This is a genomic window from Amycolatopsis rubida, from assembly GCF_900115345.1.
Taxonomy (GTDB): Bacteria; Actinomycetota; Actinomycetes; order Mycobacteriales; family Pseudonocardiaceae; genus Amycolatopsis; species Amycolatopsis rubida.
Genome location: NZ_FOWC01000008.1, coordinates 390,473 through 410,929, shown reverse-complemented (window position 1 = coordinate 410,929; position 20,457 = coordinate 390,473). Strand labels below are relative to the sequence as shown.

The 20,457-nt window shown below is 68.0% G+C and carries 12 protein-coding genes and 2 pseudogenes; 10 read left to right on the top strand and 4 right to left on the bottom strand.

Annotated elements, in window-relative coordinates:
* Positions 1 to 76: 76 nt before the first annotated feature.
* The gene (locus BM362_RS29350; protein ID WP_093575318.1) at positions 77 to 3,820 is read left to right on the top strand and encodes an amino acid adenylation domain-containing protein; all 3,744 of its coding nucleotides are present in this window, start codon (positions 77 to 79) and stop codon (positions 3,818 to 3,820) included.
* Positions 3,821 to 4,081: 261 nt separating this feature from the next.
* Here the strand turns inward: BM362_RS29350 and BM362_RS29345 are convergent, their stop codons facing one another.
* Positions 4,082 to 4,354, bottom strand: coding sequence for a hypothetical protein (locus BM362_RS29345; RefSeq protein WP_093575317.1), 273 nt, complete (start codon positions 4,352 to 4,354; stop codon positions 4,082 to 4,084).
* Between the two features lie 636 nt (positions 4,355 to 4,990).
* Here BM362_RS29345 and BM362_RS29340 point away from each other — a divergent pair.
* The 6 genes and pseudogenes from BM362_RS29340 (at position 4,991) to BM362_RS29320 (ending at position 13,364) form a co-directional block, all read left to right on the top strand.
* A complete protein-coding gene (locus BM362_RS29340) occupies positions 4,991 to 6,028 on the top strand; it encodes an alcohol dehydrogenase catalytic domain-containing protein (protein WP_093575316.1) in 1,038 nt (345 codons plus the stop codon).
* Positions 6,029 to 6,512: 484 nt separating this feature from the next.
* A complete protein-coding gene (locus BM362_RS29335; protein WP_093575315.1) occupies positions 6,513 to 9,647 on the top strand; it encodes an amino acid adenylation domain-containing protein in 3,135 nt (1,044 codons plus the stop codon).
* Between the two features lie 351 nt (positions 9,648 to 9,998).
* Positions 9,999 to 10,661: a hypothetical protein gene (locus BM362_RS29330; protein ID WP_067588570.1), complete on the top strand. Its 663-nt coding sequence runs from the start codon at positions 9,999 to 10,001 to the stop codon at positions 10,659 to 10,661.
* Between the two features lie 36 nt (positions 10,662 to 10,697).
* Positions 10,698 to 10,832: pseudogene (locus BM362_RS50715) on the top strand (NAD(P)-binding protein); the annotation flags it as partial.
* Positions 10,833 to 11,611: 779 nt separating this feature from the next.
* Positions 11,612 to 12,388, top strand: a complete 777-nt coding sequence (locus BM362_RS29325) for a HisA/HisF-related TIM barrel protein (protein WP_167545477.1) — start codon at positions 11,612 to 11,614, stop codon at positions 12,386 to 12,388.
* Positions 12,389 to 12,395: 7 nt separating this feature from the next.
* Complete coding sequence (locus BM362_RS29320; RefSeq protein ID WP_093575313.1) at positions 12,396 to 13,364, top strand: zinc-dependent alcohol dehydrogenase family protein; 969 nt, start codon at positions 12,396 to 12,398, stop codon at positions 13,362 to 13,364.
* Positions 13,365 to 13,485: 121 nt separating this feature from the next.
* Here the strand turns inward: BM362_RS29320 and BM362_RS29315 are convergent, their stop codons facing one another.
* The gene (locus BM362_RS29315) at positions 13,486 to 14,265 is read right to left on the bottom strand and encodes a transposase family protein (protein WP_093575312.1); all 780 of its coding nucleotides are present in this window, start codon (positions 14,263 to 14,265) and stop codon (positions 13,486 to 13,488) included.
* Between the two features lie 384 nt (positions 14,266 to 14,649).
* Between BM362_RS29315 and BM362_RS50710 the strand changes: the two are divergent.
* From BM362_RS50710 to BM362_RS29305, 3 genes and pseudogenes are all read left to right on the top strand, one after another.
* Positions 14,650 to 14,864 (top strand): annotated as a pseudogene (locus BM362_RS50710) (IS701 family transposase); the annotation flags it as partial.
* Positions 14,865 to 15,963: 1,099 nt separating this feature from the next.
* Positions 15,964 to 16,368: a GNAT family N-acetyltransferase gene (locus tag BM362_RS48410; RefSeq protein WP_093575311.1), complete on the top strand. Its 405-nt coding sequence runs from the start codon at positions 15,964 to 15,966 to the stop codon at positions 16,366 to 16,368.
* Positions 16,369 to 16,964: 596 nt separating this feature from the next.
* Complete coding sequence (locus tag BM362_RS29305; protein WP_093575310.1) at positions 16,965 to 17,162, top strand: hypothetical protein; 198 nt, start codon at positions 16,965 to 16,967, stop codon at positions 17,160 to 17,162.
* A gap of 235 nt (positions 17,163 to 17,397) precedes the next feature.
* Here BM362_RS29305 and BM362_RS29300 read toward each other — a convergent pair whose 3' ends face one another.
* Together BM362_RS29300 and BM362_RS29295 are read right to left on the bottom strand one after the other, a co-directional pair.
* A complete protein-coding gene (locus tag BM362_RS29300) occupies positions 17,398 to 17,808 on the bottom strand; it encodes a hypothetical protein (protein WP_244287322.1) in 411 nt (136 codons plus the stop codon).
* A gap of 195 nt (positions 17,809 to 18,003) precedes the next feature.
* Positions 18,004 to 19,950: a potassium transporter Kup gene (locus BM362_RS29295; RefSeq protein WP_244287321.1), complete on the bottom strand. Its 1,947-nt coding sequence runs from the start codon at positions 19,948 to 19,950 to the stop codon at positions 18,004 to 18,006.
* Positions 19,951 to 20,457: the final 507 nt, after the last annotated feature.

The window sequence follows — 20,457 nt, the reverse complement described above, 5'->3', positions numbered from 1 at the left end:
CATCCGCGAATTCGCGCCAGCTGCGAGTCAGGGGCTACGGCCGTGCCACGTCGGCCCGATCACGAGGAGGAGAGACATGGGAACCGAACGCGAGCACCATCTCGAATCAGTTCGGGAATGGAACGATACTGCCACCGACTACCCGCAGAAGCCCGCCCACGAGCTGCTGGCAGAACAAGCATTGGCCAGCGGGGGCACCGTGGCACTGGCGCCCGAATCGGGCGAGGACATCACCTATTCCGAGTTGCACCGCCGGGTGGGGGCCGTGGCCGCGGCACTCGCCGGCGCCGGGGTGCGCAGGGGCGATTCGGTGGCCGTGATGCTGAGGCGTTCGGTGTCCGGGTATCTCGCCGTTTTGGGGGTTCTGCGGGCGGGAGGCCGATTCGTTCCGGTGGATCCGGAGAGCCCGGCGGAACGGGCCGAGGCGATCCTCTCCGACGCCGGGTGCGAGGTCGTGATCGCCCCGTCCGGCAGCACGCGCCGGCTGCCGTCTGGCACGACGGTGGTGGATATCGCCGAGATCGACGCGGACGCTCCTGCGCCGCCGATGCCCGAGGTCTCCGGAGAAGACCCCGCGTACGTGCTGTACACGTCGGGAACGACGGGTCGGCCCAAAGGAGTGGTCGTCCCCCACCGGGCCATCGCCCGGCTGGTCCTGAACAGCGACCTGGTCGGTTTCGGCCCGGACGACACTGTCTGCGGGACCGTCAACCTGACCTTCGATCTATCGGTTTTCGAACTGTTCGGTGCGCTGCTCAACGGTGCTCGGCTGGTGGTGCCGGATCGCGAGACGGTGCTCTCGGCCGAGGCGCTCGGGTCGTTGCTGGTCCGCGAGCAGGTGAGCGTGATGTGGCTGGGGGCCGCGCTCTTCGAGCAGATGGCCGCGCAGCGCCCCTCGATGTTCCGTACCCTGCGCTGTCTCGTTGCCGGCGGGGACGCGCTCAGCCCGGCCGCGGTGCGCGCGGTGCTGGAGCACGGGCGGCCAGGGCAACTGATCGACGGCTACGGGCCGACGGAGGGTTCCGTGCTGTGCACCGCGTACGTGATCGACGAGTTGCCGCAGGAGGCGGAATCGGTTCCCATCGGCCGTCCGATCTCGAACTCGACCGCGTACGTGGTGCGGAAGGACGGTTCGCTCGCCGACGTCGGGGAGGAAGGCGAGTTGTGGGTCGGCGGTGACGGCCTCGCCCTGGAGTACCTCCACCTCGACGAGCTGACCGCGGAGCGGTTCGTCCCCGATCGGTTCTCGGGCGGCAGCGGGCGGCTGTATCGCACGGGCGACATGGCGCGCTGGCGGGCGGACGGCGTGATCGAGTTCCGGGGACGCCGCGACCGTCAGGTCAAGCTGAGCGGATACCGGGTGGAACTCCGGGAGATCGAACTCGCCCTCGCCAGCCATCCGCGGGTCAAGGCCGCCGCGGTCGACGTACTGGCCCAGGAAGGACACGAGGGCTACCTGGTCGGCTGGATCACGACCGACGCCGACGAAGAGCGCTCGCTTCCGATGGTGCTGCGCCGCTACCTCAGGGATCGGGTGCCGGTGTTCATGGTGCCCCGCGAGATCCGGGTCATCGACGCCATGCCAGTGAACACCCACGGCAAGATCGACTGGGAGGCACTAGCGACGATCGACGCGCGGACTGTGCCGATGTCCGGCGAAGGACCGAGGGAGGGCATCGAGAGCACAGTCGCCGAAGTCTGGCGGCAGGTCCTCGGTGTCCCCGTGATCGAGCGCACCGACGACTTCTTCGCGCTCGGCGGGCAGTCGCTCCAAGCGGCGCAGGTCGCGGCAGCGGCCGGGGGCCGAACCGGGCTCAGCGCTCGCCATACCGGAGTGCTGATCCGCGCCCTGCTCGGCAACGCCACCCTGGCCCAGTTCAGCGAACGGCTCCGAGCCGCGCTGTCCGGCATCCGGGTCTCCCCGCCCCAGCACGCGATCGACTTCCGCCGCGAAGCGACACTGCCGGAAGGCCTGCGTTTCGACGCCCCGCAGCCGAGCGACCCGCTGGCGCCCGCACGGGTACTGCTGACCGGTTCCACCGGTTTCCTGGGCGTCTTTCTTCTCGACCGCCTCGTCGCCGCCGGGGTCTCCGAAGTGCACTGTCTCGTGCGGGCCCGCGACGCGGCGCACGTGCGGCACCGGCTGGCAGCCAGGATGCGCCGCTACGGCCTGGACTACGACAAGGTCCGCGACCATGTGGTCCCGGTCGTCGGAGACATCTCCCTGCCCCGCCTCGGACTGGACCACACCGCGTTCGAGCACTTGGCCGATGTCGTCGACGCGGTCCTGCACAACGGATCGCTGATCAACTTCGCGTACCCTTACGCCGCGCTGAGCGCCACCAACGTCGGCGGCGTGCGGACCCTGCTCGAACTCGCGACCCGGCGTCGTCTCAAGCCGTTCCACCACGTCTCCACCATCATTTCGCTCGTCGGGTTCGGCACCGCGGACATCCGGTACCTGACCGAAGACCGGCCGCTGGACTTCCCCGAACGCATCTCGCTCGGCTACGCCGAATCCAAATGGGTCGCCGAGGAACTGGTCCACAACGCCGGCCGCCGCGGCATGCCCGTCAGCGTCTACCGGCCCTACGAGATCACCGGCACCCGCGACCGCGGGATCTGGAACACCGACACCCTGATGTGCGCGTGGTTCCGCACCATCGCCGGGACCGGCCTCGCCCCGGACGTCGAACTGCCCCTGGACTTCGTGCCCGTCGACTACACCGCTGACGCGATCGTCGGCATTCTGCGCACTCAACAGCCCGACGGCCGCAGCTACAACATCGCCAACCCGCACGACGCCCGGCTGGGACTGCTCGTCGACCGGCTGCGAGCGCTCGGCTACCCGGTCCGCACCGTTCCCTACGACGCCTGGACCGCGCACGTCACCGCGTTGACCGCGGCCGATCCGCACCACCCGATGACCCCGTTCATGCCGATGTTCAACGACAGGGCCGCGGACGCCCCGATCACCGTCAAGGAGATGTACTTCGCCGGGACCTTCCCGGAATTCAGCCGGACCAACACCGAACGCGCCACCGCCGGCGCCGGGCTCGACCTCCCGCCCGTCGACGCGGACCTCATCGACAAGTACCTCGGCTACTTCACCGACTCCGGATTCCTCACCCCGCCCTCGCCGTCCGCGACGTCCCCGGCCGCGGACATCGCCGAGCCAGCGGGCGACCAGACCGCGAGACTGGTCAGGCGACTCCAGCCGGACACCGCCGACCTCATCCGCGCCGCCCCGCTGTACGCGCTGATCCGCGACGACGCGCTCGCCGGGGAACACCTGAACCGGCTGATCGCGGCCGAACTGAGTTCGCACCCCGTGGAGGTGGCCACGTTCACGCGACTGAGCCGCCGCTTTCACGGCACCCCGGCAGGCACCCTCTTCGCCGAAGTGGCGAAGATCGTCGCAGCTGCCCGCCCGCTCTTGCGCGCCGCGGCCGAATCCCTGGCGATCGACGCTCCGGATCCGATTCCCCCGGGCACCGCCGACTTCGTCGCTTTCCTGACCTGGCTCTCGGACGAGGCGGACGCCGGGGCCGCGGCCTCGGCCCTGCGCAACGACCTCATCGTGTGGTGCGCGTTCTGCGCCGAACTCTCGACCGCGCTGCACCGCACCGGAATCGCCCCGGAAGCCGTCGTCGAATACCTCGGCCACTACCGCGAGGCCCCGCCCGACATCCTCCGGACCTGCGCCGACATCATCGAGCACGCGATCGACCAAGGAGAAGACATCTCCTCGATCACCGATGCCTCGCGCCGTGTGGAGTCCGCTCTGCACTCCTGCTGGAACACCGTCGCGCTCGGCTGATCCACCTCCGGAGAAACCTATGCGCCCAGCCGTCATCTGGCACCCGAACAGTTCACCGCCCACAACGCGGTGCGCACGGCTGGTGGTGCTGCAAGCACTCGGGACACTTCGTGAGCCCCGCTGTCGCCATCGAACAGGGCGACGCGCCGGTCGTCTGCGGCCTCGCCACCGGCTGGGCACGGTGGCCGATCGCCTCGCGAGATCCCTGGCCCAGGAACAACATCGCGGGACCACGGTGGGCATCGAACGGCTTTATCGCGGTCAGCCGTGACCATCACCGAACCCGACCTCCCCTGTCCCGGCGAACCGCAGCGCTCCGACATCCCGCTCGCCCGGCGTGGCCCGGACGCCGCACCTGCCGGTGCGGGACAGACCCCGAGGCAGCCGCGCGGGCACACCCGCCACCAGCAGCTTTCGCACTGCGGTTCCGTACTCATTCACGAACTCATAGCGCTCGCCCTTCATGCAAGCGGGCAGGTCGGCGATCCGGTACGGGTTCGTATTGCCGTCCAGCCCCGTCTTCACCAAGTCCATGAAGTAACGGCAGAACGCACAGACGTCGCTCGGGGAGCGGAAGTCCTCGTCGCCCCTGCCTCGGCGTCCGCGCCAGTCGGCATCTCCTCCCTCGCACCGCCCGGCACGGAGAGCAACGGGGTTCACCCGACGGCGAAGGTCCGGTGCCACCCGGAGTCGGCCAATCTTCGACTTCCCGGGCGACTCGACAGCGCGGACTGCTCGAACCCAACGAATGAACCCGGACGCAACCGAGATGTCGGCGAAATCTCAACAATGCCTCCGGTCAGCGGGCACTCCAGTCGATCAAGCGCGAGGCGCGCCGGATTCGGCGACAGCCAGTCCGGTCAACGCGTCGCAAGGTTAAACAGATTCAGCCGCAGCGGAACTCGACCTGTACTCGGCCTTCATGCAAGGATCGGTTGACACACCCCGTTCGAGACGTCGAAAACCTCGCGGACCGACGGTAAACAACATGTCGAATTCGGTCGCTCCATTACGATTTCTCGCGGACACCGTCCCGGTTTTCGATGCTGGCCTCACCCAGGAGCAGCCGATGATCAATTCCGCAATACTGCCATTTTCTATCCCGTGAAGCGGATAAGCGCACTGTGTTCCCGGGGCAGCCGCAAAGAAGGTCGAAAGCACGGAGGGCTAATGAAAGCACTGGTGTACCGAGGTTCCGGGAGGCGCGAGTGGGCCGAGGTCCCGGATGCGGCTTTGATCGATCCGACCGACGCCGTCGTGCGGATCACGGCGACGACGATATGCGGCACCGACCTGCACATCCTGCGGGGCGACGTGCCGCAGGTCGAGCCCGGGCGGGTGCTGGGACACGAGGCGGTCGGGATCGTGGAGCAGGTCGGGCAGGCCGTCACCGGCCTCGAGCCGGGCCACCGCGTGCTGGTGTCGTGCATCAGCGCATGCGGCCGGTGCAGGTACTGCCGCGCAAGCATTTACAGTCAGTGCCTGGGCGGCGGCGGCTGGATGCTGGGGCACCGCGTGGACGGCACGCACGCCGAGTACGTGCGGGTTCCGTTCGCCGATTGGTCCACGCACGTACTGCCGGACAGCGTCACCGACGAGGATGCGGTCATGATGTCCGACATCCTGCCCACCGCCTTCGAAACTGGGGTGCGCAACGGCGCAGTGCAGCCGGGCCAAGCCGTTGTGGTGGTGGGGCCGGGCCCGATCGGGCTCGCGGTGATCACCACCGCCCGGCTGTTCACCCCCGGCCTCATCATCGCGGTCGGCCGGTCGTCGGGCCGCTTGGCGGCGGCCAAGCGGTTCGGTGCGGACATCGCGCTCAGCGCCGCCGACGACCCGGTCGCGGCTGTCGCGGAGTTGACCGGCGGGCTCGGCGCGGACGTCGCAGTCGAAGCCGTCGGCGCCCCGGAGACGTTCGAACTGTGCACCCGGCTGGTGCGGCCGGGGGGCCGCGTGGCCAACATCGGCGTGCATGGCGAGTCCGCCGCGCTGCACCTGCAACAGCTGTGGGCTCGCAACATCACCATCACAACAGGGCTGGTCGACACCTCCACCACACCCGCGCTGCTGGCGATGTCGGTCGCGGGCCGGCTGGATCCGAGCCAGTTCGTTACCCACCGCTTCGCGTTGCCTGAAATGGAAGCGGCGTACGACTTGTTCGAACGGGCAGCCGAAACCGGTGCGCTGAAGGTGGTATTGAGCCGTTAACCGCCGAACACGGACGGAGGACCCCGGCGAGGTCGACTGGACGGTCGACGAGAACCGGTCGCGGACGCTCGTCGACGAACCTAGCGAGCAGGCGAACGATCCGCGCGACGACACAAAAACTGGGCGCGTGAGTCCGCCCGGCAGCCCGCGGCGAAGGCGATCGATGAGTGTTTCGAAACAGCAAAACGCCTTCCCGTCGTGCCGTGCCAGCACGACGGGAAGGCGGACCTGAGGCGACAACCGGGTCGACGTAGCCACCGCGACAACGCGCGCGACCCGGGAACCACCCGGCCCCCGTCCGGTTAACGCCCTCAGATAATCAACTTCTCGCGAAGCGAATCACCTGGAAAACCACCTTCCGGGAATCGACAATTGCAGGATCGAAGATCGAGATTTTCACCGTCCGGCGGTCTTGCGGCGGCGCAGGCATCAAGCATAGCCGGAAAGGGACGGTAAATACGGTGAAGTTCGGGATTTCTACGAGATGCAGCCTGCACTTCCGCGGACTCCGCGAAGTCAGCGACAGGATCGGGAAAGCAGCAAGGGAACGGAAATGGGGAGCAGATCGATTTTGACCGGGCCGGGCGCAGGATCGGAACACGCTCGACAAGTCCTTGGAGCGGACGGCTTGCGGGCCGGTAGCGTCGTGGAATCCTTTGTTCGATGGGCCGCGGCGCGTCCCAGCGCAGTAGCGGCACAAGACGGCGCTGACTACCTGACATACGGTGAGCTCGCCCGTCGGGCAGCAGTCGTCGCCGAGCGGCTCCGGCGGATAGGGGTGGAGCCGGGGGATCGGGTGGCGTTACTTCACCCCCGGTCTCTGGATGCCCTGGTAGCTATGGTCGGCGTCTTGTACGCGGGCGCTGTCTACGTGCCGTTGGACCCTGCCTGTCCGCGCCAGCGGCTGCAGAGGATGGCCGAAGACGCAGACGTGAGCGTGGTGATCGCGCCAGCGGAGGTCACGTGCGGGATCAAAGGCCTGCGCGCGGTGATGCCTCAGCCGCCGCCATCGGAGACGGTCAGCCGTGTCGAGGATGTACGGACCGGGGGCGACGATCCCGCATGCATCATGTTCACTTCAGGCTCGACCGGCCGGGCGAAGCCCGTTCTGGTGCCTCATCGCGCCATCCTCCGCCTAGTGATTGACGCCGACTACGCCACCTTCGATCCGGACGACAGGGTGATGGCGGGGGCGCCCCTGGCATTCGACGCGTCGACCTTCGAGATCTGGGCCGCGCTGCTCAACGGCGCCCGCGCCGTGCTGATCGGTCCCGAGACTCTCCTGTCACCACCGGCGCTCCGCGAATTCATCAACAGCACTGGCATCACGGTCTTGTTCTTAGCCACGGCCCTTTTCCATCAGCTGGCGCGCACCCACCCGGGCACGCTTGAGGGCGTCGGGCAGGTCGTGGTCGGCGGTGACAGGCTCGATCCTGACATGTGCAGGCGAGTCCTGCGGACAGGGGCCCCGGGCCGCCTGGTCAACGGTTACGGGCCAACGGAGAACACGGTGATCTCCACCGCGTATCTCATCGAGGACGTACCCGAGGGTGCCGCGAGCGTGCCTATCGGTCGGGCGATCAACGGGTCCTCGTGTGTCGTTCTGCGCAGTGACGGGACTGTCGCGGACGTCGGCGAGACAGGGGAGCTCTATGTCGGAGGACAGGGGCTTGCGCTTGGCTACTACGGCGACCCCGCCCTCACCGCCGAGAAGTTCGTCCGCAAGACAGTCGACGGCCACTATCCGACACTTCTCTACCGCACAGGTGACTACGTCAAAGTGCTCCCCGATGGCGTTCTCGACTTCACCGGACGACGGGACCGGCAGGTCAAGATCCGGGGTTTCCGCGTCGAGCTGACCGAGGTCGAGGCGGCCCTGCGCGCCCACCCCGCCGTCGGCGAGGCAGTCGCCACGGCGGAGGCCGACGGGGGGCACAAACGGCTGGTCGCCTACGTGACGCCGAGTCACGCTGGGGGCACGATGCCCCCGGGGTCCGACCTCCGCGCCGAGATGGCCGCGCGGCTGCCGGACCACCTGCTTCCCGCAGCGATCACCGTGCTCGACCGTTTGCCGCTGAGCCCACGCGGGAAGCTTGACACGACGCGGCTCCCCCGGCGCTCCACCGCCACCGATGTGCCCGTCCCGGGCGAGATGGCGGCAATCGCCGCCCTGTGGAGTGATGTCCTCAAGGTCCCCGACGTACGGCCCGGCGACGACTTCTTCGCACTTGGCGGAGACTCCTTGCTGGCCGCGCAGGTGGTCCTGCGGGCGCAGGCGGCGCTCGGGATCCCCGTCGAGCACGCGAGCGGGCTGCTGCGCGGCATGCTGGACCGGCCGACACTGCGCGGTTTCAGTGCGCTGGCCGCTGAGGCCGGGACCCGCCAGGACTCCCCGCCTGCCGTCGACTTCGACTGCGAAACCCGGCTGGGACTGTCGTGTCCTGGGCCGCCAGCGGCTCCGCCCCCAGATCCGGGCGGCCCGTCTCACGTCTTGTTGACCGGGGCGACCGGTTTCGTCGGAGCGTACCTACTGGAGCGGCTGCTGACTGAGACGCGTGCCCATGTCCACTGCGCGGTCAGAGCGCGCGACAGAGTTCACGCCAGACGGCGGATCAGGAACAACCTCCGCCGCTTCGGGCTAGACACAACACGATTCCCCGGAGCCCGGGTCAGCGCCCTCCCAACCAACCTGGCCGACCCGCGGCTGGGCCTGAGCGAGTCGGCACACACGGAACTGGCGGGATGTGTGGACCTGATCGTGCACGCGGCCGCGCACGTGAACTTCCTCTACCCCTACGAAAGCCTCAAGTCCGCCAATGTGACCACGACGAGGCGGCTGATCGAGCTCGCGGCGCGTCGGCGCGTACCCATCCACTACCTCTCCACTATCGGCGTCCTCGCCGGCATCGGCAGTTCCGGCGTCCAGCACATCACCGAAGACCTGCCCCTGCCACACCCTGACCGCCTTTCCATGGGATACCTGGAGACCAAATGGGTGTCCGAGCGGCTTCTTCAGCGGGCTTCGGAGTCGGTGGGCATCCCTGTGTCGATCCACCGCCCGCACGAAATCGCGGGAGCCCTGGGCACAGGAGCCTGGAACAGCGCGACCGCGCTCCCAGCGATGTTCAAGATGATCGCCGAAACCGGCCTCGCACCTGATATCGACCTGCCCCTCGACCTCGTCCCCGTCGACCGGCTGGCCGCCGCCGTCATCCACATCGCGACGGCGCCCCCCGCGGCGCGCCTGAGGGTGTACCACCTCGCCAACCCCCGCCCGGCGCTGCTGACCACGATGGTCGACCGGATTCGGCACGCGGGTTTCGATATCCGCGAGCTGCCCTATGGCCGCTGGGCGGAGGAGTTCGCCCGCTTCGCTGAACGGCATCCCGAGCACCCGTTCTCCCCGTTCCTCCCCCTTTTTCCCGGCTACCGCGGCAAAACCCACCCCACCGTCTACGACCTTCATATCCGCCACGCCTTCCCCCGCTTCAGCCGCGCCAACAGCGAAAGGGCGCTCGCCGGCAGCACGGTGGCGTTCCCGCCGGTCACCGACGAACTCCTTGACCTGTACCTGGACTATTTCCACACATCGGGCTTCATTCGGCGGCCGTCTGGCTAGGACGGGCCACACCATGGCAGAGGACGGGCTCCATCGAAGCCTGGACCGAGCCCACCAGCACAGCGGCCTGCCCCGCCGCCGGCCGCGTCGCGAGGTCCGGTTTCTGCCGATGCGCTGCCGGATGGGGCCGCGATCGCACCACGGCGGCCGTCCGCAGGCCGCGAGGTCTTCCCTGCACAGCGATCGCGTCGCAGATCCCAATCGGCGGCCGGGTCGCCAAGCGGGGCTCAGCGCGGCGAACCTCCTCAAGCCATTTAGCGGCGACCCGACGGCAGCCACACCCGCAGGCCCCGAGCGCTCCGATCCCGCGAACGACCAGATCAAACCCGTACCCGAAAGGCAGGGACCACAATGACCCCGCAAGTGAAGGCGGCCGAACTCGTCGACCGGCTCAGCGCGCTGCGAGCCGAGAAGCCGGTAGGGAACGCCGTCCTGGACGAGTTGGCCAAGGGCCGCCTGACCGTAGACCACCTACGCGGCCTCGTCCTCTCCGAAGCCCAGGCGCACGAGGCCGAGCTGGTGTTCTACGGCATGGGAATGGCCAGGTATCCCCACCGGCCCGCTGTCCAGCTCTTCACCCGGTTGGCCGAGCTCGTCGCCAACGCCACGCCCAAGCTGACAGCCTGCGCGCACGCGCTCGGATTGACCGACGCCCAGCTGCGGCGACGGGTGCCCGACCCGCGGATCCACGCGTTCAACGGATGCGCGTCGTGGATCGCGGCGCGCGGCAGCCAGACCTGCATGGCACTGGCCATGCACACCGACATGACCGTGTATTTCCGGGACTGCCTCAAGCTGGTGGCAGGCATCCGAGAATCCTCCCTCACGGTGCCGGAGGAGGTCATCAGCTACTACGAGGGAACGGCGGAGGATGAGCTGCTGTCCCTGGCGCTGGACGTTGTGGACGACGGCCTCAAACGCGGTGACGACCCGGACGACGCGGTCTTCTCAGCCCGGCTGCTGGAAGCGAACATCGGAGAGGTCTGGCGATCCGCGGTCGAGTCCTGGGCATAGGCGCCACTCGATCATCTGAGGACGGAGGTGGCGATCATGCGTGTCGGCATCGCGGGAGCGGGAATGGCGGGCCGCGCCACCGCATGGCTTGCCGACGGGGAGTGCGATGCGGTCCTCGTCGAGGCCCGCCACCGTGTGGGCGGGAACGCGCGCGTCGGTCGCCGGGCAGATCAACGGTTCGATCAGGACCTTCGACCTGGGCGCCCAGGAGATCGCCACCGCCTGCTGGCCCTTGCACGCAGCCCTGCTGACCGAACGGGGCTTCGGCGAGCGGCGCCAAGTCGACGTCCGCTCGTCCCACACCGTGATGGTGGACCCGGATTCCCTTCCCCTGTTGCTGGGTGCCCGACGCGGCCGTCCCGCGTCGATCGGGCACGGCCCGGCGCGGGAGCCGCTGCGGCTGTTCCCGCGCCGGGAGGCGGAGCCGCCTTCCGGGGGGTGTCCCTTTCGGCGAGATCGGCGAGCGCCGACCGGTGGATCCGGAGGCCAAGGAGCACGTGCTGTACGCGCTGCCAGCCAGCCTCTTCGGCTGATCGACAGCAACGGCGCGGACGCTGGCCGCGCAGATCGTGTTGGCCTGCCTCCGCGACTTCGCCGGCGACGCCGAAGGGCGCGCACGGGTCGGGACAGGCTGGCGTGGTCGACCACCAACCTGACCAGCCAGGCGCGGCCGGTCAGAGGCGACCATGTGGTACGGGCCGACATATGGCGTCGATGTCTTCAAGAGCCACAGCACCCATCGTTCCCGACCTCACCGGCGTGTCTTGGCCACGGGCGCCTTTCACACGCTGCCGCCCACTCCGGCGGTTTTCTGAGCCAGCCATTACACCGCTGGCTGGGGCGGCCGAGAGGACACGATCCGGCCCGCCGTCGAAGCGGCTCGCCGCATCGACCCGCCAGTCCCCGCCTGCGCCGCCTCGCCGCACCACGATCGAACCGGGAGGATTGCCGTGTCAGTCAACCGTGCACAGCGCCTGCTCAACCAATTGGTCCCCTGCGTGGACATCAGCACGGGGCGTTGCACCGATCCCGCTGGCATCCCGGATCTCGCCGACCCGCTCGACCCGGTCGAGGTTGTCTCGGCGTACGTCTCAGCGGGCGCTCGACAAGTCTTCCTCGACATCGTCGACCCGTGGGACCAGCTCGACGACGCGGTGAAGGTGATCACCGGCGTGGCCGCCACGGCGGCGGACGTCTTCGTGTCACTGGACCACGGTCGCCTGTCCTCCGTTGAGTCTTGCGGACTGCTCCTGGACGCCGGCGCCGCCGCAGTCTCAGTCAACACCAGTGTCGTCACCAACCCGAGAACCGTCGCGGCGGCCGCCGGCCGATTCGGTGCCAAGCGGATGATGGGCGCCGTCAACGCCAGAACCTCGGACGGCGGCCCGGGGTGGACGGCCTACATCAACGGCGGCAGGACCTCCACTGGCATCGACGCCGTGTCATTCGGACGCACGCTGTCCGAACTCGGCGTCGGCATGGTTCTCGCCAACGGCGCCGACCGCGAGGGTACCGGACGAGGTTTCGACCATGCCCTCACTCGTGCGATGGCCAGCGCCACAAGGCTGCCCGTCATCGCGTCGGGCGGTGCCAAGACGATTGGGCACCTCCGGGAGGCCGTCACCGACGGCGGCGCAACGTTCGTGCTCGCGAACAAGATGCTGCACTCCGGTTCCGTGCTGGCCGCCGACATCGAATACAGCCAGCCGCGGATGACGCGGCGCTGAGCTCGCCATGCGCAGCGTCGTGTTCACCCGCACCGGCCCACCACCGTGCGTGGTCACCGTCGTCGACCGGCCCCGGCCACACCCTGACGACGGGGAGGTCCTGGTCAGGCTCCGGGCGCGTCCGATCAACCCGTCCGACGAGCTGTTCATCCGAGGGCGCTACGGGCGCGCGCCAGACCTGCCCGCCGTGCCGGGATTCGAGGGCGCCGGAACGATCGAGGAGACCAGGGCCGCGGGCCGGCGCGCGGGTCAACGTGTGGCGGTCTCAGCGATCGGCACCTGGCAGGAGTACATCGCCGTGCCGGAGGAGGAGGCGATCCCAGTACCAGACTGGCTGGCAGACGAACTCGCCTGCCAACTCACCATCAATCCCCTCACTTCCCTCCTGCTGGTCCGGCAGCTCGCGTTGCGCCCCGGCCAATGGCTGCTGATCACCGCTGCCGCGTCGGCACTGTCGCGAATGATCCTCCACCTCGCACACCGCAACGGTATCCGCTGCGTATGCGTGGTCCGAAACGCCCGTCACTCCGACGCACTCACCCGCGCTGGCGCGGAAACTGTGGTCAACCTCGCCTCGGAGTCGCTCGCCGACCGAGTGCGAGAGGTGACCGGCGGACTCGGCCTGCACGGCGCGCTCGACGCCGTGGGCGGGCGCACCGGCAACGCCGCGGTCCGCTGCGTCCGACCCGGTGGCCAGATAATCGTCTACGGGATGCTCGACGGCGGCGCGATCAACGTCACGCCGCACGAACTCGTGTTCGCCGACATCACCGTCCGCGGATTCTGGTTGCCCCGCCACCTCGATCGTCTCACCGCCGACGCCCGCGCGGAACTCACCGAACACGCCGTCGGCCTACTCGGCACAACGGGATTCACACCACGAATCGCGGCAACCTACCGACTCCACGAGGTCAGACAAGCACTGGAGCACGTCCGCAGGTACGACCGCCATGGAAAGGTCATCCTCACAGGTTGACGGCCGAGATACCTGTTCGCCTGTCAGCACTCATGAATTTCGACGCTGCCTCAAAGCTGGCTGAGATGAGCTAAGGGATGTCTCGTAACTGATCTTGGAGTGCTTGCCGGTGATGGCGTGGTCAGCCGGTGAGGATGATGTTGTGCAGGTTGGCGATGGCGGATGCGGTGTCGCCGAGTGTGCTGGCGGCGCGGCGGTAGTCGCGCAGGATGCTGAACAGCTTCATGCGGGCGAGTGCGTGTTCGACGCGGGCGCGGATCGTGCGGTGGGTGGTGTTGAGGTCTTCCTGCCAGGCTTTGAGCGGTTGCCTGTCGCGGCGTTTGCGGTAGGGCATGATCACCGCCGGGTTGCCTTGGTAGCCGCCGTCAGCCAGGACCGGGCAGCCGGCGAGTTTCTGTTCGATGCCGGAATCGCGGCAGGCGGTGCAGTCGTTGCGGTTGCCCGGCAGCGGGTCCCCGATGGCGATGACCAGGCGCGTGTCGGCGTCGACGGCTACCTGCAGGTTGGCGGAGTATCGGTAGTTCTTCGACGGTGCCGCCAGTCGGTGGTCGCGGGTCGGGACGAGGGCGCCGTCCACGATCGCGATCTGATCAACCCGTCGGCGGCGGACCGGGGCCAGTGCCAGCAGCGGGCCGAGGGCGTCGATGACCCGGTGCACCGCGGAGTGCGAAACCCCGAACAACGGTCCGATCTGGCGCATCCGGAGATTCGTGCGCCAGCAGGTCGCCACGAGCAGTACCCGATCCGCCAGGCACAATGCCCACTGCCTGCCGGGGCGGCCGTCGGCGATGTCCTCACCACCGCGCACGGCCACCACCCGCACGAGCTTGCGGAACCGGGCGGGCTGCAACCCGGTGAACGGGTGGATCCACTCTGGGCTCGATGACGAGATCACCTGCACACGGACATGATCAACTACCCGCCGTCACGGCCATCCACCGGGTTACGAGACAGCGCTTAGTGCTCTGATTCGTTGATCGTTTGATTATCCGAGCACAGCAGCGGGCCAGGCTATTCAGACTTTCGCCGGCGGTTTTGACTCACACGAACGGTTTCGGGTTCTCGTTCCATCGGCGATCCAAGGCATCAACGTCATCTCCAGTTCCCTGCCGCCGCACCGGGCCGAGCGACGCAGTTTGCGGTCGGTCACCTCCGCGAACCAACCTTCCACCAGGTTCAACCCGCGGGGGGACCAATCGGGGAAGGCGACCATCCGACCACGTCCGTTTAACGTCTTCCGGAAATCAACTCCTGGCAAAGAAACCCATCTGTCAAAACGCCTGCCGCCCCGGCCCTGCCGACCACACCCGGCGACCAGCCACCGCAAGACCTCGGACTGATCACCCTCGCCGTCGCCGAGATCAAAAGCCTGTTCTCACCCGCCGACATCTACCCAAGACCCACCACCTGCACTGGATCTGGTGGCGACGCCAATACCAAGCCCGCGCCCGCTGCTTCCATCAGCGCACCCGGCTACGCCGCCAGCCAGCAAGAGCATGACCAGATCAGCAAGTACTAGGCACCTTCCCTCTGCCAAGTGCCCGTCCGCACGTCACGGCAACACGCCGCACCATGATCAACCCGCTCGCCAAGCCTTGATTCTTTACTTTTGATACAGGTTCACCTTGACTCCGTTATGGTAGACGTAGCCATAATCAATGACATCGGCAAGCCTCGCCTCCCAGTCGTTAATAAATATAGATCCGTATTCTAAAACCGGTTTCCATCGCCATGTCGGACCGTAGTTGCAATAGCATTCGATGTAGCCGTCGAGGTTTACGGGGAGTATTTCTCCGTTGCGGTAACCAGCAGGATTCGGTGTGGCATTCGCGGTGGGGCTTAGTGTCAACAAGAGGGCGGCGACACCGCACGTTGTCACGAGGGTTACGAGAGTTTTCTTCACGACTTTGCTCCCATCGTGTGAAGGGCCTGATTTGAGTGGCTGTTCGGGCCGTTCTGGCCAGATTCTTGCCCTGGTTCGCATTTGCCACAACAGTCAGGTCCGCTTTTCAGTCGACTGGGCGATCTCGCGCAGGTCGCGCGCCCTTACCCCCAGCGGACGTCGAACAGACAGTCCCGTCGGGAAGCGACGTTGTGTGGAGGAAACTGCCCCCGTACTGGAGTAGGAACGGCGTTGGTCCGGACATCTCGCCCCCTGGCCGTTCCCGCTGGACCGGTCGCGGCAGAGTCGGCGCCTACGAGGCCGCGGACGAGGCCGACCGGGCATTCGGCGACGAGGCCGGTGCGCGCTCGCCATCTCCCGCATCAACCGCGGAGAAGTCGAGGGTGCCGCCGAAGCATTGACAGCCGTCACGGCGCTGCCGACAGCGCGACGGACGCACGGAGCGGTTGCCGCGGTGCACCATGTTGAACGGCATCTTCTGCAGGTTGCCCCCGAGAGCCGGGCCGCCAACGAACGGGGAGACTCGATCAGGCACTTCACCGCACAACGATTGGCGCTCCCCGGTGACCACGAACCAGGACGATCTCGACATCGCGGTCTCCCTCTCCGGTGCGCTGACATGCTTGCGCGAGTTCCGTTCCTCCGACGGCGAATCCGCGTTCGTTCGACAGCAGAAGCAGAGCCGCCGCTCAGGCGATGATCGACGATGCCGTCGGGCGAGCGAAGCTGCAACCCCGCAGCGAGTACTGCCTGGGCATGACGAGGCTCGGCGACGACCGCCTCATCGGATTCTGCCGCCTCGGCCTGACCGGCGTCCGGGCCGCGAAGCTCGGATACGCCGTCGCAGCCGAATACTGGGGGCACGGCTACGCCACCGACACAGTGCAGACCATGCTCGAATTCGCGTTCGGGCTGCTCGGCCTCCACCGCGTCACCGCGGCCATCGGCCCCGACAACGCCGCATCGCACACCGTGGTCGAGCGCCGGGGGTTCGTTCGTGAAGGCGTCCTTCGCGATCATGTGTTCACGAACGGTGCCTGGCGAGATTCCGTTCTGTACTCGGCGCTCTCGGACGAATGGACCGCACAGCCGCGCCGTTGAGAACATCGAGACAAGCGAGCAGGGCGGCGAGCCCGATGAAGGCGATCGTCAGCCAACTGCCCCCGGCCCACGACGGCGATGACCGAGTGCTCGCCACGTCCCGTGCCGTGATCCAGTTCGACGGGGTGTCGGCGTTCGTGCCGGTTCCGGTGCCGCCCGCCCGCTACGCCGAGGAACTCGGCGGAAGCCTGCGCGACTGGCTCGGACGCGAGTCAGAAGCCGAACTCCCGACAGTTCCCGCCGTCGAGCACGGTCACCCTCCTGCGCGAACACGCCGGGTGGATCGACGTCCTCATCCTCGGGGACAACCTCATCGTCCTGCCCGACGCCGCGCTCACCGACGACCGGCTGAGCGCACTCGACCTCGCACCCGGCCGGCGCTACCGCCAGCGGCTCGCCGAAGGCTCCGGATTCGACGACGCCCATCGCACGATCCTGCGCGAACTCCAGACCCAGCAAGCAGCCCGCCGCGACCGGGACGGCGGCTACTGGATCGCCGAGGCCGACCCCGACGCCGCGCACCACGCCCTCGTGCGCCGCTTTCCAGCCGAGATGTTCCGTGGGCCGCGCTCGCCACCGACGGTGCCTGCAAACCCATGCGGCATCTGGGCCTCGACGACTGGCCGCGGCTGGCGACCATGGACGAGGACGCGATCCACCGGCTCCTTGTTCGTCGCGAGGACTGGGAACGCCACAGCGATCCCGCCGCACAGCAACTCCCCCGCGCCCAATGTCACGACGACAAAGGCCTGGTTATGCTGCGGCGTCCCGGGACGATGTCGACCACAACCTGAATGTGCGGCGCACTCCCGGGCAGCTGCTCCGGATCAGCAGGATACCGCACCGCGGCCGGGTTCCGCTGCCGCCAGTTCGGGAGCTGGTGCCAATATTGGCTCCAGGCAACGTTTACCGCTGAAAGGCTGATGTCCCTGATGTCGTTCATCGGAAGTCGCTACTCGCCGGAGGCCCCGGGATCGACGAGATGCCGGACCGCGGAGGGACCGGTGAAGTCTTCGGGGATCGCGTCCATCAGGGTTTCGTCGGCGGGTTGGCCGAGCGTGTTCGTAGGCAGTGATGGCGGCTTTGGCCGGGGAGAGCACGCCGAGGTGGACGCCGCGCGGGTTGGTGAGGTGGAAGGCGTAGTCCGGGTGGCGTCGGTGCCTTTCCGCAGTGGTCCGGGCCGAGCTGGATGACGAATTCGCCGGTGCGGACGTGGTGGTCGATCAGCACCGCGGTGGTGCCGGCCGGGGTCGGCGGGGGCGCGGTGATGTCGTAGACGGTGAAGCGGAGCTGGTCGTCGGTGCCGCGGGCCTGGTGCTGGAATCCTTCGCGTCGGGGGGTCTGTCGGCCGTAGCCGACGAGCGTGCCGGGGTCCTGTTCCCATTGCCAGGGCTGGTCGACGAGGTCTGCGGTGAACGGGCCGGGCCCGCGTTCGCTCATCGCCTGTCCCTCCGTTGTCGCGCGCCGGGATGGTGCGCTGCACCGCGAACCGCGCGAGGGACGGCGGTTCCGCTATTCGTTCGCGCTCGTCAGTCTCCATCCAGGCGTGCCCGGTCGCTCGTCACGTTTCCTTGTTCTGCCTGCGCTTGACGTCGTCAACAACGCGGGCCAGTCCGCGGCACCCCCGTTCCCCGGCTAGACGTCGATGCGGGAACCCATGATCACCGTGCGGTCCCTGGGCAGGTTGAAGTACTCCGCGGCGTCCGCGGCGACGTAGGACGTGGCGATGAACAACCGCTTGCGCCAGTCCGCCATGGTCGGCTCCGGGCCCCGCTGCAGCTCGATCTTGGACAGGAAGTACGACGCTTCCTCCAGCTGCAGCTGCCCTTCGGTCGCTTCCGGATCGAGCCGCGCCAGCATGCCGGGGACGTCCGGGGTCTCCATGTACCCGTACCGGGCTGTCACGTGGGTGATTCCGTCGTCGGCGTAGCCGAGGTCGTCCACCGCGAGCCGGTCGTCCGCGGGCACCCGGGGCACCGGCTCGGTTTCGAGGGACAGGATGACGACGTGCTCGTGCCGCACGTGGTTGTGCTCGGCGTTGGCCCGCATCGCGATCGGGGTCGTCTCGTCGCCGCGATGGAGGAACACGGCTGTCCCGGGCACCCGCTGCGAAGCCGCGGAGCCGTCGCGAAGCCGCTCGACGAACTCCCGCAGCGCGCCCTCGCGGCGGGCGCGTTCGGCGGTGACGATCTCGCGGCCCCGCCGCCACGTCGTCATCACGGTGAACACGGTCAGCCCGATCAGCAGCGGCAGCCACGCGCCGTGCACGAGTTTGGTCAGATTGGCCCCGACGAACAGCAGGTCGACGACCAGCAGCGGGATCGCGCCGAGCGCGATGAGCCAGCGCGGAGTGCCCCACTTGGCCCGCGCGAGGTAGAAGAACAGCAGCGTGGTGATGGTGATCGTGCCGGTCACCGCCATGCCGAACGCGAAGGCGAGGGCCGCCGAGCTGCGGAAGGCGAAGATCAGGGTCAGCACCGACACCATCAGCAGCCAGTTGACCCACGGCACGTAGATCTGCCCTCGTTCGGTCTCCGAGGTGTGCGCGATCCGCAGTCGCGGCAGATAGCCGAGCTGCGCGGCCTGGGAGGCGACCGAATAGGCCCCGGTGATCACGGCCTGGGAGGCGATCACCGTCGCGGCGGTCGCCAGCAGGACCAGGAGAAGGCGCGCCCACGAAGGCACGAGCAGGAAGAACGGGCTGCTGAGATTGGCCGGGTTCTCCAGGATCAGCGCGCCCTGGCCGAAATAGCTCAGCATGCACGCCGGGAACACCAGCGCCAGCCAGCCGCGCGTGATCGCCCGGCGCCCGAAATGCCCCATGTCCGCATACAGGGCCTCGGCTCCGGTGATCGCCAGCACGACCGCGGCCAGCGCGAAGAACGCGATGCCGAAATGGCCGGCCAGAAAGCCCAGCGCATACGTCGGCGAAAGCGCCTTGAGAATGTCCGGGTGCCGCAGGATTCCGGTCACGCCGCACACGCCGAGCACGGTGAACCACAGGATCATCACCGGTCCGAACACGCGGCCGACTGCCGACGTGCCGCGCCGCTGGAAAAGGAACAGCGTCACCGTGATCACCGCGGTGATCGGCACGACCCAGCTGTCGAACCCCTCGTCGACGACCTTGAGCCCCTCCACCGCGGACAGCACCGACATCGCCGGAGTGATCATGCTGTCGCCGAAGAACAGCGCCGCGCCGAAGATGCCGAGCCCGGCGAGCAGCGCCGCGGCCCGCCTGCCCCGCCGGCCGCTCCATCTCCGCAGCAGGGTGATCAGCGCCATGATCCCGCCCTCGCCGTCGTTGTCCGCGCGCATCGCCAGCAGCACATAGGTCACGGTCACGACAACGGTCACGGACCAGAAAATGAGCGATACCACGCCGAACACGTTGCCGGAGCTCACCGGCACCGGATGCGGGTCCGCCGGGTTGAAAACCGTCTGCAGCGTATAAATCGGGCTGGTGCCGATGTCCCCGAAAACCACCCCCAGCGCACCGACGACCAGACCCAGCCGCACAGTGTCGCGGACCGGCCGCGAGGACCTGGCGAGGTTCTCCGGCGCGGTCGTTTTCTGCTTCACCCGTGTCTTCTCCCGCCGCATGCGCTCGATCGGCTCTGCACGTCCGGACGGACCCTACCGGCAGACATCGCCGGGAGTGCGGACCCGGAGCGTCGCGGCGCCGAAGTCCGGGCGAATACCTGCAATCCCGGCGATAACGGTATTTCGCCAGAATGGGCATACATCGGCACTCTCCGCGCCGCAGGAGGTCCCGAACCGCTCTTACTCCGATACCCGGAGAAAGGAGCACGCCTGCCGCCCGCGACCCGAAGGACCGCGAACTGCCCGGACCCCGCGGAACGACTGGTCGAACTCTGCGCCGGACCCGCTCGCGTACTGCGCGCGATGCGCCCGGACATCGCGCTCCTCGTCGCCCGCGACGGCCTCCGCCGCCAAGTCCGCCCGACCTCGCGGCGACGGCTTGGCGACCGGCGACGATCCCGTCGCTTCCGGTTCTCGAACTTCGAGGATCACCGGCGGGCGCATCCGGCGCGCGGTGCCAGCGGCAGGGGTTGTCCTGGGTGAAGA